11 protein-coding genes are annotated in these 18,071 nt (G+C 47.0%); 6 read left to right on the forward strand and 5 right to left on the reverse strand.

Annotation, left to right across the window (positions count from 1 at the left end):
• The gene (locus tag AC5JBY_RS16990) at positions 1 to 2,556 is read right to left on the reverse strand and encodes a YfhO family protein (protein ID WP_495905819.1); all 2,556 of its coding nucleotides are present in this window, start codon (positions 2,554 to 2,556) and stop codon (positions 1 to 3) included.
• Between the two features lie 80 nt (positions 2,557 to 2,636).
• Positions 2,637 to 3,743, reverse strand: coding sequence for a glycosyltransferase (locus tag AC5JBY_RS16995; protein WP_495905820.1), 1,107 nt, complete (start codon positions 3,741 to 3,743; stop codon positions 2,637 to 2,639).
• Between the two features lie 176 nt (positions 3,744 to 3,919).
• Here AC5JBY_RS16995 and AC5JBY_RS17000 point away from each other — a divergent pair, with 176 nt between their 5' ends.
• The 3 genes from AC5JBY_RS17000 (at position 3,920) to AC5JBY_RS17010 (ending at position 5,838) form a co-directional block, all read left to right on the forward strand.
• Complete coding sequence (locus AC5JBY_RS17000) at positions 3,920 to 4,702, forward strand: LamG domain-containing protein (RefSeq protein ID WP_495905821.1); 783 nt, start codon at positions 3,920 to 3,922, stop codon at positions 4,700 to 4,702.
• Positions 4,703 to 4,783: 81 nt separating this feature from the next.
• Positions 4,784 to 5,065: a hypothetical protein gene (locus AC5JBY_RS17005; RefSeq protein WP_495905822.1), complete on the forward strand. Its 282-nt coding sequence runs from the start codon at positions 4,784 to 4,786 to the stop codon at positions 5,063 to 5,065.
• Positions 5,062 to 5,838: a queuosine precursor transporter gene (locus tag AC5JBY_RS17010; RefSeq protein ID WP_495905823.1), complete on the forward strand. Its 777-nt coding sequence runs from the start codon at positions 5,062 to 5,064 to the stop codon at positions 5,836 to 5,838. Before AC5JBY_RS17005 ends, AC5JBY_RS17010 begins: the two co-directional genes overlap by 4 nt.
• Here the strand turns inward: AC5JBY_RS17010 and AC5JBY_RS17015 are convergent, their stop codons facing one another.
• Both AC5JBY_RS17015 and AC5JBY_RS17020 read right to left on the reverse strand, forming a co-directional pair.
• The gene (locus tag AC5JBY_RS17015) at positions 5,839 to 6,342 is read right to left on the reverse strand and encodes a GNAT family N-acetyltransferase (protein WP_495905824.1); all 504 of its coding nucleotides are present in this window, start codon (positions 6,340 to 6,342) and stop codon (positions 5,839 to 5,841) included.
• Positions 6,343 to 6,351: 9 nt separating this feature from the next.
• A complete protein-coding gene (locus AC5JBY_RS17020) occupies positions 6,352 to 7,080 on the reverse strand; it encodes a PrsW family intramembrane metalloprotease (protein ID WP_495905825.1) in 729 nt (242 codons plus the stop codon).
• Between the two features lie 84 nt (positions 7,081 to 7,164).
• On the opposite strand from AC5JBY_RS17020, the gene AC5JBY_RS17025 reads away from it, so the two are divergent.
• Positions 7,165 to 10,008, forward strand: a complete 2,844-nt coding sequence (locus AC5JBY_RS17025) for a hypothetical protein (RefSeq protein ID WP_495905826.1) — start codon at positions 7,165 to 7,167, stop codon at positions 10,006 to 10,008.
• 109 nt (positions 10,009 to 10,117) lie between these two features.
• Here AC5JBY_RS17025 and AC5JBY_RS17030 read toward each other — a convergent pair whose 3' ends face one another.
• The gene (locus tag AC5JBY_RS17030) at positions 10,118 to 12,781 is read right to left on the reverse strand and encodes a valine--tRNA ligase (protein WP_495905827.1); all 2,664 of its coding nucleotides are present in this window, start codon (positions 12,779 to 12,781) and stop codon (positions 10,118 to 10,120) included.
• A gap of 902 nt (positions 12,782 to 13,683) precedes the next feature.
• On the opposite strand from AC5JBY_RS17030, the gene AC5JBY_RS17035 reads away from it, so the two are divergent.
• Positions 13,684 to 15,066, forward strand: coding sequence for an exonuclease domain-containing protein (locus AC5JBY_RS17035; protein WP_495905828.1), 1,383 nt, complete (start codon positions 13,684 to 13,686; stop codon positions 15,064 to 15,066).
• A 91-nt stretch (positions 15,067 to 15,157) separates the two neighbouring features.
• Positions 15,158 to 17,941: a DUF5695 domain-containing protein gene (locus AC5JBY_RS17040; protein ID WP_495905829.1), complete on the forward strand. Its 2,784-nt coding sequence runs from the start codon at positions 15,158 to 15,160 to the stop codon at positions 17,939 to 17,941.
• The last annotated feature ends 130 nt before the right edge of the window (positions 17,942 to 18,071 follow it).

Genomic DNA, 18,071 nt, shown 5'->3' on the forward strand with positions numbered 1-18,071 from the left:
TTATTTAGTAGTATTGGCCATCGATTTGTTTTGCTTCCACAGGTACCAGGTCCCCGCCAACAGTATTAATATGGAAATAATGCCCGCGATCAGCGATATCCGGTCACCCAGTATATAGTCTTCCGGCTCAAAGCGGAACTCGATAGCATGCTTGCCTGACGGTACCGGTAATCCCCTCAATGCATAATTAACTTTTACAATAGCTGTTTCTTTACCATCGATAAAAGCTTTCCATCCGGCAGGGTAATAGATCTCACTGAACACAGCAAACTGGTTAGTAGCACCATTGAACTCGTAATTGATCTTATCGTTTTCATTCTTTATAAGCCTGATGGTGGCGGTGGAATCAAACTGAGGAGCAAACGCTACTTTCGGCTGCTCCCGCTTATCGATGATCACGGTGTCTTTAGGATCGAAATTATCCAGTGCCGCCATTTCCGCATCCGCATTATCTACATACTTAATGGTTTTCACCAGCCAGGCAGCTCCCAATGCGTCAGGATTCTGTTGAGCGATCGGTTGACCATCCTGCGGATTCTGTACAATAAAGTATTTCGTATTCAGCATACTGTACACCTTCATATTCCCTTTCGAAAGCTGGCGCTGGATCAGGTCATCATACAAAGCCAGCCTTGCAGGGTGCTGACCACCTACTGAATTATGGAAATAGGAAGCCCTTGAATCGAGGAACGGATTGCCACCGGTTTGATCGAGCACCCGGTAATAACCTGTATCCTGTTTTATTTGCAAGTCGGCACGATTAGCCACCAATTCACCACCTTCATCAGCCGCATGCCAATGCTTATGATTGAGGTAACGCAAATCCACACCAAGCAGGTCAATGGCTGTAAGCGCGACCAGCGCCAACGAGACCACAGTGTCGGAAACAGCCTTCTTTCTGACATAAAAGAACAACAACCCGGCAGCTAATGCTATAAAAATGATGGTACGCGTCAGATCACCAGCAAATAGAGAGCGGCGATCATTCCTTAATCCGTTGACTACTGAACGGCCAAAATCAGTGGCCTGCTGTTGCATCTCCGGCGTAGGTTGTCCACCCTGCGCCATTTGTCGCGCCATGCCAGCTGAAAGATTTTCAGCAATCGCATTATCATTCTCGCCTTTATAGTCGAACGAAAAATACATACCAGCTACTACTACCAGCACAGCACCTGTAATGACAAGAGATAGCCTGAGCTTTTTCCAGAGCGTAGCAAGATCGTATTTATCAGAGAGCACTTCATTAAGCCCCAGCACAGCCAGTAAAGGAACTGTCAACTGGGGAATGACAAGTGCTATGGAAGGGGCCCTGAATTTGTTGTAATAGGGGAGGTGGTCGAATAGCCAGAAGTTCAGGGCTTTAAAATTACTGCCCCACGCCAACAAAATCCCTAATACCGTTGCAGCAATAATCCAACTAAGGTGCCACTGCCTGTAAAACACCAGCCCTACGATAAACAGGAAACAAATGACTGCACCAAAGTATACTGGCCCTGAAGTACTGGGCTGTGTGCCCCAGTAGGGAGAGTATTGCTTGGCAAACTCATTTGCCTGATCCTCTCCCATACCTGTCTTTTCGGCTATTGCTTGCGCAGTTTGAGAGTTGTCGCCAATTTCATTCACATATTGATTATCCAATACACTGATTGAACTGCCGCCATAAAGACGCGGCACCAGGAAGGTAAAAGTCTCATTGATTCCATAACTCCAGTTAAAAGCATAATCTTTATCCAGTCCGCCTTGCGATTTATTTTCCTTATCGATGGGCGTCAATTCAGAACGGCCACCACGCATGGTTTCTTTAACATAATCCCGGGTAGGCATCAGCATAACGGCAAAAGAAGCTGCACTCAATCCTACAGCAACGGCGGCCAGGCAAACAGTGAGCACAAACGGTTTAATAGCCTTTTCCCGTATTGCCTGGATCAGATAAGCTATGCCCAGGAAGCCGGCAGTCAGAAAAGTATAATATACCACCTGCAGGTGATTCTGGTAAAAAAGACAAGTGGTAAAGATCAGGGTAGCCATAAAGCCCAATACGTATTTCCGTTGCGCAAGCAGTATTAAACCTGCCAGCACGGCGGGAGCATACCCCATTGATGCGAATTTACTGATATGCCCTACAGCAACAATAATGGCACTATAAGAAGCAAATGCATAAGCCAATCCACCCAAAACAGCTATCCAGTTTTTCACCCGCAATACCAGACATAAAATGTAGAACCCCACACAAGAAAGAAAAAACAGGCCCGCAGGAACAGGCAGGAATAAGGTCAGCAATAAATGCAGGTACGAAATAGTGATATTATATTGAGATTCCAAAGCTATCTGGTAAGCCGGCATACCACTCAGCATGGCATTGGTCCATAACGGAAAATGACCATGCTTCTCTTTATATTCAAACGATTGGTGCGACATGGCCTTCCAGCCAATGGAATCGTGTCCACCCAATACTTCGCCTTTAAAGACAGGCAAACAGTATATACAGGATATTACAAAAAAGATTGCTATCGCTATTACGTGAGGCTGAAGTCGTTGCCAGAGCGTTTTGTTCATGTTGTTATTATTGACAGAAGGGCAAAATAATGCAATTTTATAGCAAATCGGGGCATTAATTTATACAATATTGGGGATAGCTATTGTATAAACCGGGCCGCCTTTTCTGCGATATTGCCCCAATAGAAATGTTGAAAGTAAGCAGGCGATTGATCAGCTTCGTACCGGGCAGCCGCAGCTACCGCCCCTGCAAATCCTGTCAGCGCATCGTCCGTGATCACCAGCTTACCATTACAAATAGCCGGATCAACCCCAATAGCGCCATTTTGCGAAGACACCGCATTCATATTATGTCCCAGCGCTTCCACCAGTTTGGTTTTGATACCACCACCTTCCACCACGGGATTCAGGAACACATCACACCCTTTAAAATACAGATCGATATCCGGTACAAAACCGGCAAAGATGATGTTGGGGTAGGACTGGCTGGTCAGTTCTGCAGGAATATCCTTTCCACAGATCAGGATGCTATAGTGAAAACCATGAATGGTCTGCAGTTCGCGGTTTACCTGGTTGATGATACGACGCAAGGCGTTGATGTTGGGTAAATAATTAAAAGCCCCATTGAACAGCAACAATCGGTGATGGGCAGGTATACCATGTTGCCGGAGCAGCATTTCTCTTGCAGCTGCTTTTTCCGCCTTTGAAGGACAGGCATCCCACTCTATACCATAAGTAACCACTATGCACCGTTCAGGAGAAAGTCCAAAATGCCGGATGGCATATTGCCTGTCGTCTTCCTGTTTGAAGAAATTATAGTCGGCCCGCCGGTGCACCCACTTTTCGTACAGCCACAACAATCTCCACCAGGGCTTACCCAATGTTTTGAAACGCGTACCCTCGATATTGTGAGAATGCACGATCAATTTGACACCGGCAAACCATTTGAGCAGCACGGCCATCCAGCCATAATAAGGATGTTCAAGCTCAAAATGCGTCACCTGATGTTGCCGGATGAGCCTGCGCAGTTTAAAAAAGTAAAAAGGATTGATATAACGTCCAATGCCGTCCGACAGGATGTTCAGCATGGTATAACCTTCGGCAAAAGCAGGATCGTTTTTCCGGATGGAAACAGCCAGAAAAGGAACTTCCCGGCTGAAATATTTGTAAAAAAATGCGATGTCTTTTTGTCCACCTATTTTAGCAGGCAGGATGGAATACGATACCAGGCCCAGCACTTTCATCATAGATCGGGTAAAAATACAGCAATCGGGCAAAAATCAGGTCATCCATTCCTTCTTTTTGAGATTCACGAATTTCCCCTGTTTCTACGCACTTATCGGCTAAAACTGCACAGATATGGGTTTCTACCAGATTATAAAAATTCACCACCTATTTTAGCACACTTAAACAGTAGTTTTATATGAAACCTTCTTTCGTTGTGGCTTTAATAGCCTTTAGCTCTCTTATGTTTACTCAATGCAAAAAAGAGTGCGATCCGCCAGCGCCAACACCTCCGCCGCCTAACTACGAAGACAGCCTCAAGAGAGGATTGTGGGCCTATTTCGACTTTAATAACAGCAACTTTAATGACCTGAGTGGCAAAAACCACAATATGGCAGGTTTCAATGGTGCTAAATTCGGCATCGACACCTGGGGCAATGAAAACAACACCCTTCAATTAGACGGGGCGGACGATTATGCCCTGATCGATTCAGGCAAAGTCTTCCCCGATGGCAATTTCACAGTCAGCTTATTGATGATGCCAGCGAATACATATGGCAGGGTATTTCAAAAAGCAAACCCGGCCGATGCCAAAGGAGCCTCTATGGGCTTAGGTTATGACGATGCAGGTCAAAATGTCCTTGTGTTCAACGTCACCAAAGACAATAACATCTGTACAACTCTTACCGATCTGTCCAATTCAACACCCTTATTTCTCACCAAAAAAACCTTTGCCAATGCCTGGTATTATGTAGTATTTCAGTACATCAACGGCACGCAGAAAGTTTATATCAATGGAACATTGGCAGGTAGCCAAACCAACACGACTACCTCATTCAAAAATTGTCCCAATGCACCCTTTTACTTTGGCAGATGGTGGAATAATGATGTACATGCCTTTGGCGGCAAGATCGATGAGCTGAGAATTCATACACGGGCACTTACTGAAGAAGAAATCAAGTTTCTATATTCGAAACGATAGTAATAATCCCGCTATTTCATAAAAAAGGCCATCCCTTTCATACGGGGATGGCCTTTTTTCATGAAGTTTACAGCATCATCTATGCAAAAGCTATTATTTTTCTCCCGGGTAGCCTTTATTTGCAACATCTGTTTCCTGCTCACCTGGCTGATGCGGTACCTACCACCCATGCAACAAGGCCATATTGCCTCCACGGTGGTCATATTGGGCATAGGGCTTTCTGTGATATTGAATGTGATCGTTAATTTTTTTATTATTGTATTCCTATTGCAGAGAAAGCCGGTGTGGCAGCACATTCCACGGTGGCTGGCAATAGCCAATGCACTGTTCCTGATCGCTCAACTAATTCTATTGCTTAAATGATCCATAATATTATTAAAGACAAAGCCACCCGCCTTTTCATCATACTGGGCGGCTTTTTTATTGCCAATGCCATCGTGGCTGAAGTAACCGGCGTAAAAGTATTCTCGCTTGAAGATACCCTTGGTTTTCCAAAAGCAAGCATTGACCTGCTGGGCGAAAAAGGATTGTCATTCAGCCTTACCGTAGGCGTTATTCCCTGGCCGGTGATCTTTGTCATGACAGATATCATCAATGAATATTATGGCGTGCGCGGCGTTCGCTTTCTGTCGATCCTTACGGTGGTACTGATCGCCTTCGCCTTCCTGGTCTTTTACCTGGGAATTCACACAGTACCCGACGGAGGCTGGCGCTACCGCGGACTGGAGCCGGGTGTTACCGACCAACAAGCGGCCTATGTACAGGTGTTAGGACAGGGCATGAACATCATTATCGGTTCCATTGCCGCCTTTATCATCGGGCAGTTGCTCGACGCCTTTATATTCCGGAAAATTAAAAGAGTAACAGGAGAGAAAGCCATCTGGATGCGGGCCACCATCAGTACACTGGCTTCCCAGTTCATCGATAGCATTGTAGTAACCTTCGTGGCATTTTACTTGTTCAAAGATTTCAGCCTGGCAACAGTAACCGCCTGGGCACTCACCGCCTATATGTATAAATTCCTGGTGGCAGTATTGATGACACCTGTCATCTACCTGGTGCACGGCATCATCGAGCGCTACCTGGGCCATGACCTGGCGGCCAATATGAAGGAAGCAGCGATGAGAGATCGGTAACTACAGGCTTTTTTCCATTACATAGTCATTCATGTAGTAATCGTGGCCAATATCGATATCCTCCTCTTTGGTCACGATAAAACCCAGCTTTTCATAAAACTGGCGCGCTTTGTTGTGCCGGTTCACATTGAGGCGGAGCGTAGTGACTTCCGGAGTAGGGAGTTGGTCGATGATGAAATCGATCAGGTTCTTGCCGATACCTTTTCCCTGGGTTTTGGGATGAACGTATAACTTATGCAGCTTGTATACACCAGCTTCGCGGAGCGGAGAGTAAGAAGCAAAGCCTATGGGCTCTTCATTTAGTTCAGCCAGCAGGAACACATGCTTGTGCCTCACCATTTGCTGCTGCAGGGAGTCGGGACTGTAAATAAGGTCCATCATGTATTGCAGTTGTTCCGGCGACAGAATGGAGCTATAAGTGCCGGGCCATATTTGCTGTGCGAGATATCCTATAGTGGCAAGATCGTCAATACCCGCTGTCCGGATAACTAATTCATCATTCATATATCAAAACTAAAGCATATCCCCGGGGTTATCAAAAACCTGTTTGGAAAGCGCCTCGTGCTGACGTATGGAACGCAGGGAAAGCCGGATGGCAAACCAATAAGATACCAGAGCGCCTGTCACCAGCAAACTTTCAGACACATAGCGCGTAACATTGGGGTTATTCTGAAGGAACAGGAAAAAGTCGAAACTACCATGAAAGAATACAGCCAGCAATACCCCTTTCCACAAATGGATAGGAGCCTTGGCCGGGTCAAATTTTGCCAGACCGGTATGATACCCCATCAACACGCCAAAGCAGGCATGGGCTGGTACGGACAGGAACATGCGCAATATCCCGGTAGTATACCCGTGCTGAAATACATATAGCACATTTTCGAGGGTGGCAAACCCCATGCTCACCATGACCGAATATACGATGCCATCGAAAGGTTCATTAAAAGCCTTCTGCCGGTAAGAATACAGCCGCAAGGCAAGGTATTTACACCCTTCTTCACTAAAAGCAACCAATATAAACGCCCAAAGGAAATAATAGGTAATGGAATAGGGAGATACAAAACGATCCAGCTCCGGCTGCAATCCACGCTGAATAAGGGATGCCGGCACTGTACCTACTACACCCAGCAAAAAGGAGATAAAGAGATTCTCAAAAGGTTCACGGTCATATTTATCCTTTGAATAAATATAGAAAATGATAGCTATGCCCGGAGCAAGAGATAATGCTAATAAAGACAGCATACCCAAAAATACGGAACCACCCGTTTGCTGTGAAAAAAAGAGTTAATTTCCCTCCTTATAACCTTTACTGCTAATTAACTGCACATGGTTAAATATTGCTTATTGACATTTGCACTGCTGATCTATGGATTGCTGCCTGCCCAACAATTTGGAGGACATCCCACCCGCACAAAATGGAAACAGATCAACACGGATACCGTACGCGTTGTTTTCCCCGCCGGCTACCAGCGGCAGGCCGCCGATATAGCCGGCATTGTGCACAGGCTGGCCCAACAAAGCACTTCAACGCTCGGCACCGACCTGCGTAAGATCAGTATTGTCTTGCAACCCAAAACCACTATCTCCAATGGGTATGTGGGTTTAGGGCCCTGGCGCAGTGAATTCTACCTCACATCGCCACAAAACAGCTTCAGCCTGGGCAGCCTTTCCTGGCACCGTACCCTGGCCCTCCATGAATACCGGCACGTACAGCAATACAACAACTTCCGCAAAGGCATTTCCAAAGCATTCTACGTACTGTTTGGCCAGCAGGGGCTGGAACTGGTGAACAGTGCCGCAGTACCCAACTATTTTTGGGAAGGCGATGCCGTATACCAGGAAACATCACTCAGCGAACAGGGGAGAGGCAGGCTGCCATCCTTCTTCGACGGCTATCGCTCTTTATGGAGCGCCCGTAAGAACTACTCCTGGATGAAACTGCGCAACGGCTCCTTGCGCGATTTTGTACCAGATCATTACAAGCTGGGCTACATGATGGTAGCCTATGGCCGCGAAAAATATGGCGCAGATATCTGGGGTAAAATAACCGATGATGCGGTGCGCTATAAAGGCCTGTTCTATCCCTGGCAAAAAGCTATAAAGAAATATACCGGCAAAGATTATAAAACCTTCCGCCGCGAAGCATTCGAATACTTTAAAACCTCTTTAGCCACTACAACGCAGGATTCATCGATAGACAACTGGGCACGGCAACAACGTCATTTTGCAGCCGATGAAGAATATCCACAATGGATGGACGACCAGACCCTCATTTTTGTGAGCAACAGCTACATGAAGATACCTGCCTTCTACATGCGTAATATATTGGGAGGTGAAGATGAGAAACTGCGCTTGAAAGACATTTCTCTCGACAACTACTTTTCTTACCGCAACGGCAAAGTGGTATACGCGGCCTATGAACCGGATGTCCGCTGGCGATGGAAAGATTACAGCGTGCTCAAATGGCTCGATGTATACACCCGCAAACAACGCACACTGACGAGCAAGTCGCATTATTTTTCTCCCGACATTACCGAAGATGGCAACCAGATCGTGGCCGTACAAGTTGTGCCTGGCGCTCCTACAGAATTGCATTTGCTGAATAGCAACGATGGCGCTGTTATCAAAAAGCTGCCCAATCCCGATCAACTGTATTACACCTTCCCCAAGTTCTATGGCAATGGGCAGATAGTATCGGCAGTACGTAATCCCAAAGGAGCGATGTCACTCGCGCTGATCAACACCAACGATGGCAGCGCAGAGTACCTGCTGCCCTTTTCAATGAATGTGATCGGCTTTCCTACTATACACAAAGACACCATCAGCTTTTCGGCTGCCTATAAGGGACAGGACAGGCTTTTCATGCTGGTCGATAAAAAGCTATTACTGTTCACACCGCCTGCATCCACTGCCTCCACCAGCCATTACCAGCTACAGGTGGCCTACGGACGATTTGCCTGGAGTGCCTTCACGGCAGCAGGTCAACACCTTGAACAAGGCACATTAGCAGCCAGTCAACTTACCCCTGTAGCAACAGGAGAGTTTGCTGCAACCCCTGCCAACTTCAATGTCGCAGAACTGGAACCAGGCAAACATATACCCCAGGATGCTGTGCCGGCTGACACCTTATTGCCAGTAACCAGTTATTCCAAAGCACACGGCCTGTTCAACTTCCACAGTTGGCGCCCCATCGTGGAAGATCCGGATTACACCTTCTCCATTATCGGCGAGAACGTGTTGAATACCCTTCAGTCAGAACTGTATTTCAACTACAACAGGGATTTCCGGTACAAACAAATAGGAGGACGTTTTACCTATGCGGGCTTGTATCCCTGGATAAGAGTAGGCTCGGTATATACCATCGACATTCCCGGTACCACCTCATTGGCATCACTGGCAGGAAAAACCCTCTATTACAATACCTGGGACAACAGTGTTGGACTACAAGTACCACTCAACCTAACCAGCGGGCGGTATAACCGGTCGCTAACCTTTGGCAGCGACCTGGTGTATACCAAACGATATTTTCCTGGCACTTACAAAGACAGCCTCGATTCACGAGCCTTCGGTTACCTCAGCAACTACATATCCTTCAGCAACCAGTTGCAACAGGCACGCCGGCACGTTTATCCGCATTTTGCACAAAGCATTTACCTCAACTATAGCCGGGCTGTCATCAACCGGGAGGGCAACCAGTTTGTAGCCAGCGCCAATTGGTATTTCCCGGGCATCAGCAAAGACCATAGCATCATCATCAACACAGCCTTCCACGGCCGCGACACATCCTCTAATATCAATCTTCCCACAGCCTTTCCATTCGCCAGGGGATATGTGGGCCTGAACCTGCATCGCATGTTGAAATTTGGCGCCAACTACCATATGGGCCTACTATATCCGGATTGGGGATTTGCCAATATCATTTACTTCACCCGTGTGCGGGCCAATCTGTTCTATGATTTTGTGCGGGTACAGGATTATAACCAGGGCCGTAAGGTAGAAGCAGACTTTCGCTCCTGGGGCACAGAAGTCTATTTCGACACCAAATGGTGGAACCAGCACAACGTTACCTTTGGTTTCCGCTACAGTCGCCTGCAAGACCTGTCACAACTTAACCCTTCGGCCAATCACTGGGAGTTCATTGTGCCGATCAATCTATTGGGGAGAGATTAGAGAAACAGGAGTTAGCTGTTAGGTATTAGCTTTTAGCCGTTAAAATGAAATTAGCCTTTAGCAGTTGGCTAATAGCTAACCGCTAAAGGCTAATACCTTGTATTTATTTCTATAGATGAGAAAGGCTCTCTTCTATGATCTTGATCTTCGCCTCGGCATCAGCCTTCTTTTTCTTTTCGATATCCACTACTTCAGGCTTTGCATTTTGCACAAACCGCTCATTGCTTAGCTTCTTGTTTACCGATTCAAGGAAACCTTTGAAGTATTCCAGCTCCTTGGTAAGCGTTTCCTTTTGCTGCGTAGTATCTACTTCCTGCTCGGAAGTGATGTAAAACTTATCCTTACCGATAACAGAAGCAATACTATTAGGCACCGGCTCCTGTACATAAGTAATAGATTCAGCATTCACCTGTTTGGCAAGGATCGGTTCAATAGCCTTAAAAAGGGCATTATCAGCAGTGTGAATGCACAGCTTGATGGCTTCTTTTGGCTTCAATTGATTCTTGTTACGCGCATCACGCAAACCGGTAATAACATCCTGCAGCAGCTGACCTTCCTTCAACAGCGTCGCGTCGGCAGCCTCTGCAGCGGTAAACTGTTTTACACAAAGCTCATCAGTACGCTCTGCCAGCAAGTGGTAGATCTCTTCTGTGACAAAAGGCATAAAAGGATGCAACAACTGCATCAGTTCAGAGAAGAAATTAACCGTTTGCTCATACACTGCTTTGGAAATGGGCTGTTCAGGAGCTGGCTTCACCCATTCGAGGTACCAGCCACAGAAATCAGTCCAGATCAGTGAGTATAAAGTTTTCAGCGCTTCACTCAGCTTAAAGTCGGCAAACGACTTTTCAATATCTGCCTTTGCTTCGTTGAGACGCTGCTGGAACCAGTTTACGGCAAAAGGCAGCGGCTCATTGCTCACGTCCGTTGCCTGGCGTGCTTCAAACAACTTCACCAGCTTCAGCGCATTCCACATCTTGTTATTGAAGTTCCGGCCCTGTTCGGGAGAAGAATCATCAAACAACAGGTCATTACCGGCAGGAGAAGAAATCATGATGCCAAAACGTACAGCATCGGCACCTGAATGATCGATCATTTCCAGCAGGTCGGGTGAGTTACCCAGACTCTTGCTCATCTTACGTCCCTGTTTATCACGCACCATACCAGTAAAGTAAACATCACTGAATGGTTTTACGTTCATGTATTCCATACCCGCCATGATCATACGCGCTACCCAGAAGAAGATGATATCCTGACCGGTTACCAGTACAGAAGTAGGGTAGTAGTAGTTGATATCAGGATTACCCGGATGCGTAATACCCTTGAACACTTCAATAGGCCACAACCAGGAAGAGAACCAGGTATCGAGACAATCTTCGTCTTGCGTCAGATCGTCGATCGTCAATTGCCGACTGCTCCCGTCCGTTGACGGGACCGACTGCCGGTTAAATTCAGCCAATGCCGCCTCTTTATTCTCTGCTACTACAAAAGTGCCATCGGGCGCATAGAAAGCCGGGATCTGCTGTCCCCACCACAACTGGCGGCTGATACACCAATCCTTCACATTCTCCAGCCAGTATTTATAAGTAGCCAGGAACTTGTCGCCGGGATGTATGCGCACCTCACCACTTGTCACAGCCAGCAACGCTTTGTCGGCCAGCGTACGCATAGCTACAAACCATTGAGTAGAGATACGGGGCTCTACCACCGCACTGGTACGTTGGGAGAAACCAAGGCGGGTAGTATACTCTTCATCCTTTACCAGCAATCCTTCCGCCTTCAACAGTTTTACCACTTCCTTACGCGCCTCAAAACGGTCCATGCCTACACAAACCTGTGCCGCAGCACTCAGTTTGCCATCTTCCGTTAATGTATCGATAATCTCGAGGTTGTGCTTCAGCCCGAGATTATAGTCATTGATATCGTGTGCAGGCGTCACTTTCAGCGCACCAGTACCAAACTCCTTATCTACATATTCATCAAAGATCACCGGTACAGCACGATTCACGAGCGGCACGATCACCTTCTTACCCTTCAGGTGAGCATATCGCTCATCAGTAGGGTTTACACACACACCCGTATCACCCATGATGGTTTCCGGACGCTGTGTGGCAATGATGATGCTTTTATCGCCAGTAGGCGTACCATCTGCATTCACCACTTTATATTCTACATAATACAGCTTACCCTGTACTTCCTTGTATTCAACCTCTTCATCACTGAGCGCCGTTTTCGCAGAAGGGTCCCAGTTGATCATGCGCGCACCGCGATAGATCAATTTCTTATTATAGAGGTCTACAAAAACTTTGATGACCGCTTTGTAATAATCGGCGTCCATGGTAAACGATACCCTGTCCCAATCCACGCTGCAACCCAGCTTTTCGATCTGGTGATAGATAATACCACCATATTTGTCCTTCCACTCGTAAGCATGCTCCAGGAACTTCTCACGCGTCAGGTCGCTTTTCTTGATACCTTTCTCTTTTTCCAGCATCTGCACCACCTTGGCCTCTGTGGCAATAGAAGCGTGGTCGCTACCAGGCACCCAGCAGGCATTGAAACCACTCATACGCGCCTTGCGCACCAGGATATCCTGTACGGTTTCATTGAGCGTATGTCCCATGTGCAGCACACCCGTTACGTTGGGAGGCGGTATCACCACCGTGAAAGCCTTGCGGCCATCAGGCTTACTATTGAAATAGCGTTTCTCTTTCCAGATCCTGGACCATTTTTCCTCTATTCCGGAGGGCGTATAATTTTTACTTAATTCCATCTGTATGATCATCTTAAAGGACGGCAAAGGTACGAAAAAGAGGCGAGTGGTGAGTAGAGAGAGTTCAGGGGCAGAAGACGGCAGTGAAGGACAAGGAAAGTGCCCAAAAACAAAGCGCCCCATTTGCATGGAGCGCTCTGAGAAAAAGAGGTTAACTAACCGGCAAACCTATTGCCAGTAGTCTTTTTGTGGTCAGGTTTTGAAGCTATTTACAACTTATGCAAACCAGTACAGGTAAGACAAAGTCATGATAAATGCCAGGAAACCGATTGCCAGTAATACAACTTTAGTTGTTTCACTTACGTGGAATAAGGAAGTCTTCTTCATACGACTACGTGTTTTGTGTGTTAAGAAATTGTACGTGCACGATCATTGTACAATCGGTCTTCAGAGGGATGTGATTCTCAGTGGCGGTCCATCAATAAGATACGTAGTACGGTCAGGGGGTAGTAAGAAATACTTTGTTAAGATCACGACCTATATGCTCATCTTAGGAATAGTTCCGGGGTCTGAGAACAAAATTAATACAAGGATTTGGAAAGTGCAAGCCCAAAATTGTGAAATACCCGCAGGGAAGTCGGCTCCTGCGGGTAAAAACCTATCCTCGTTGATTATCAGGCAATCAACTTTGGGTGAACCAGTAAGAAAACAGAATTAATGCGGTGAAATAAAGTACGGTAGCAGTTGTAAGTGCAGCGTTTTCACCTGCTTTTTGTAAGTCGATCTTTTGCATAGATATGGATTTTGAGGTTTAAAGACATACTCAAAGTCCTCATAGGGGATACATAGCGGATAAGAAACTGATGCCTCAGCCTCTTTTTAATGCGGTACGGTGGATAAAAACCGGTGTGTCCGTTCTACTCAATTGCTGGCGCTTATCCCTAACTTTACAACTTCATCACATGTACGCCATTGTCGACATAGAAACCACGGGCGGTTATGCTGCTAATAACGACATAACGGAGGTGGCTATTGTGTTACACGATGGAGAAAAGGTAGTCGATAGGTTCGAAAGCCTGATCAGGCCAATACGCCCTATTCCCTATCATATTCAAGTACTTACGGGCATCACACCAGCCATGGTAGAAGATGCGCCACCCTTTGAGAAGTTGGCATCCATCATCTACAACATGCTGGAAGGAGCTACTTTTATCGCCCACAATGTCAACTTTGATTACTCATTCCTGAAGCACCATTTGTCCCTCGCCGGGTACGAGCTTACGGCCAACAAGCTCTGCACAGTTCGTCTTTCCAAGAAGGTATTTCCAGGCTTCAAATCGTATAGCCTGGGCCGTCTGTGCGAAAGTCTCGGCCTGCCGTTGCAAAACAGGCACCGGGCTGGGGGTGATGCGGACGCTACCGTACGCCTTTTTGAGCACCTGCTGCTGCACGATGCCATCACCCACATCAACCAGTTCGTTAAAAAAGGAGCCAAAGAACAATCCCTGCCGCCCCACCTGCCCAAAGAAGCAGTGGAAAGCCTGCCCTATACACCAGGCGTCTATTATTTCCACGACCAGAAAGGAAAAGTGTTATACGTAGGTAAGGCCAAGAACCTGAAATACCGCGTCCGCAGCCACTTCACTCACAATGGAGCAGGCCGCCAGCGACAGGAGTTCCTGCGCAATATCTATAGCATCACCTACCAGCCATGCGCCACAGAGCTAATGGCCTTCATCCTCGAAAGTGTAGAGATCAAACGCCTGTGGCCACCCTACAATAGCAGTCAAAAACGTTTTACGCCTTCCTTCGGGTTGTACCTGTACGAAGACAGGAGCGGCTACCAGCGCCTGGCCATCGATAAGATCAAAAAGAACCTGACACCCATCTATACTTTTAATCTATTGCTGGAAGGCCATCGCTTGATCAGGCGATTGATCACGGAGTTTGAGCTTTGCCCCAAACTCTGCCACATGCAAACAGATGCCGCAGCCCCCTGCACCGGTGTAGAGGAAGCAACCTGCCACGGCGCCTGTGAGCACCGGGAAAAAGCTGATGTATACAATGATCGCGTACAACAGGCTATTGAATACATGGATCAAAACCTGCCCACCTTTGCCGTAGTAGATGAAGGCAACCAGTCCATAGAACAAAGCTGTATACTCATCGAGAAAGGACGCTTCTATGGCATGGGCTACCTGCCATCCGACTGCGCTATCCATGATATGGACTCCCTTAAAGGCTATCTTACCCGCTATCCCGAAAATGACTATATCCGCGGCCTCGTATACCAGCACATTGAAAAATACCCACACAAAAAAGTAACCTGGAAGGCTGACGCCTGACCCTGAGCAAAAATTATCGCTTCATTTCCCAATATTGACAACTGCGTAAGCCACGCGTTGTTTTCGCGTCAAAGCGGTATAAATTGGAACAATGAAGCACTTAATTTCTACCAGTATACTGTGCAGTCTCCTGTACAGCGCTTCGGCGCAGACTGCCACACCACAACAACTCACCAACAATCTCTTCACCCTGAAAACCGATCGATATGGCATCGGTGAACTGTCCAGGACCAACGATGTACACAGCACCAACTACATCAGGCGGGGCAGGGTATTCGGCGAAGTCGTTGCCCGATATTACCACGCGAGGAAGCTGGATACAATAATGGCTTCTGCCAATAGCGAAACCACCATTTCGCAAAATGGCACTACGGTAAGCACCTGGGCGCCAGAAACCAAGCAAAACAAAGCCCTGCAGATCACACAGTCTTTTGCATTAGATAACAATGCCATCACCTGGCAGATCAACCTGAAAAATACGACCACCAATACTATCCGGATAGAAGACCTGGTAGTGCCCCTTACCTACAACAGTGGAGGTGGAGAAAATCCCATCGAGATATTTGAGCAACGTGTAGTAAAACATCACTTCATATCAGGCAACAACTCCTTCATCTTCTGGGAGCGGCCAACAGGTCTTGGTCCTTACCTCGTAATGGTGCCATTACCAGGTACTTCGCTGGAATACTTTAATACCTCTCAGCGTGACCGTGGCACGTTCATGGCCTATATCCATTCATCTCTCACAGGTAACCAGGAATTGCGCGGCAACTGGCGTCAGCCACACACAGCAGGTTTTATTGAAGGCAATGCAAGCAAAAGCTATTCCTTCCGCTTACGCTGGGCTAATAACTACAACGAGATACGCGATATCCTGGTAGAAGAAGGCCTGATCGACGTACAGATAATGCCCGGCATGTCTATTCCCACAGACCTCGATGCTACGATTGCTTTGCGCACCAAGCAAAAAATAACGTCTGTACTGCCGGAGTTTAGCGCCAACACCAAGATCACTTACATAGGAGAAAAACAAAAAGGAACACACCTTTATAAGATCAGGTTCTCGCGCCTTGGCGAAAACAAACTCACAGTAACCTATGGCGACAACTACAAAACTTATTTAGAGTTCTTTGTTACCGAACCATTAGAAACACTGTATAAGAAACGGGCTTCCTTTATTGTGAGCAGTCAACAACATACCGATCCATCCAAATGGTACAACGGTCTCTTTGGTGTATACGATATGAAGAATGCGGCCTTGCGTGGGCCTGACAATGGCGACTTCTTCGACACCAGCCGCTTAAGCTATGTACTCACCTGCGATGACCCCGGTTTGTGTAAAGCACCCTTTATAGCAGCTGTCAACGTAGCCTATCCCGATCAAAAGCAAATAGACGCACTTGAATATTACCTGAAGAACTTCGTATGGGGTGGTTTACAAAGAACCGACAAGGAAACACCCTATCCTTATGGTGTATATGGAACACCCAGCTGGAAAGTGAACCGCGACAATGAAAAAAGGCAGCCCAACATCTACGACACGAGTAAGTTCAAGATGCACGTATGGAGGTCATATGATTACCCACATATTTTCATGTTGTACTACCACATGTACCAGATTGCGACCATGTACCCCCACATGACGCATTACCTCGACAAGAAAGGGTATCTCGAAAGAGCCCGGCAAACAGCCCTCGCTTATTTCAAATACCCCTACGAGATACTTCCCTGGTACGAGATCTACAAATGGGGTTGCTACAATGAACTGTTACTGCCCGAACTTATTGCAGACCTGAAAAAAGAAGGCTTTAAAGAAGATGCAGATTTTCTTACCCGTGAATGGGAAAAGAAAGTGAAATATTTCATTTATGACGACAAATATCCCTTCCGTTCAGAATATGCCATCGATGCCACGGCTTTCGAATCGAGCCATGCACTGGCAAAGTATGCCGTACAAAATGAAATGAAACCCGACAGCAACCTGTGGCTGGATAAGAAAACAAAACAATGGTATTCACATCCCAAAATTCGTAAAGAAGACGGCGTACAGTTCATGGACCGGCAAACACAGGCCAACATGGCATTGCGCGGCGTTATAGAGCCGGCTTATTATTTCCTGGGCAGCGATTTCAGGGGTAGGAGCGATGGCTACACGCTGAGCTATATGTCTCAAATGGGTGGCTGGTCGATCCTCGATTACGGCCTCAACTTCAGCAAAGACCCGGCAGATTACATCAGGTTAGGCTATCAGTCGTACCTGAGTTCCTTCGCACTCATCAACTCCGGCACACCCGAAAGCAATTATGGCTACTGGTATCCTGGCAAAGAAAACGATGGCGCTTCCGGCTGGGCTTTTGAACCGCAAAAATCTGCCACCTCCTGGATACAAAAACCACAGGGCCGCGGCCCCTGGTTCTACGACGGCGAAATAGACCTCGGCTTTGGCGGCGCAGTAAGAACAGCGGCCACAGTAGTCACCAATGATCCCATCTTTGGGCTGGTAGCTTATGGCGGCGATCTGGTACAAAAGAACAAGTTGCTGGAAGTAGTACCGAAGGATGGCTTACGCAAAAAGATCTATTACCGCAACGGCAACCAGCAAATGGATATCGAGCTAATCCGTGATGGTTTCAAGGCCGGTGCTCCTGTGGTAATCGACCCGGCTGGCAACAGCATTCGATTCACGGTTGAAAACCGCACAAACAATGCACACGAGTTGCCGTTATTCCTGAAAGGACTTTCCGGAACATATACTGTGCAGGCAGGGCAGGGGACAGCTAAAAAGGTGACACTGCAGAAGGAAGGAACGACTGTTACTGTGGCTGTACCGGCGGGTAGTAGCACAGGAATCAGCCTGACAAAAAGTGGTAGTTAATAAACACGAAATGCCAACTTGTAAATACTGACAAATACCTATAAATTCATGGCTTCAAACAATCAGTAAACAGCCATGAAGCGCGCTTTCATATTTTTCCTTTTACTGTCTGCCATCCAATATTCATTTG

The organism is Paraflavitalea sp. (assembly GCF_059502485.1).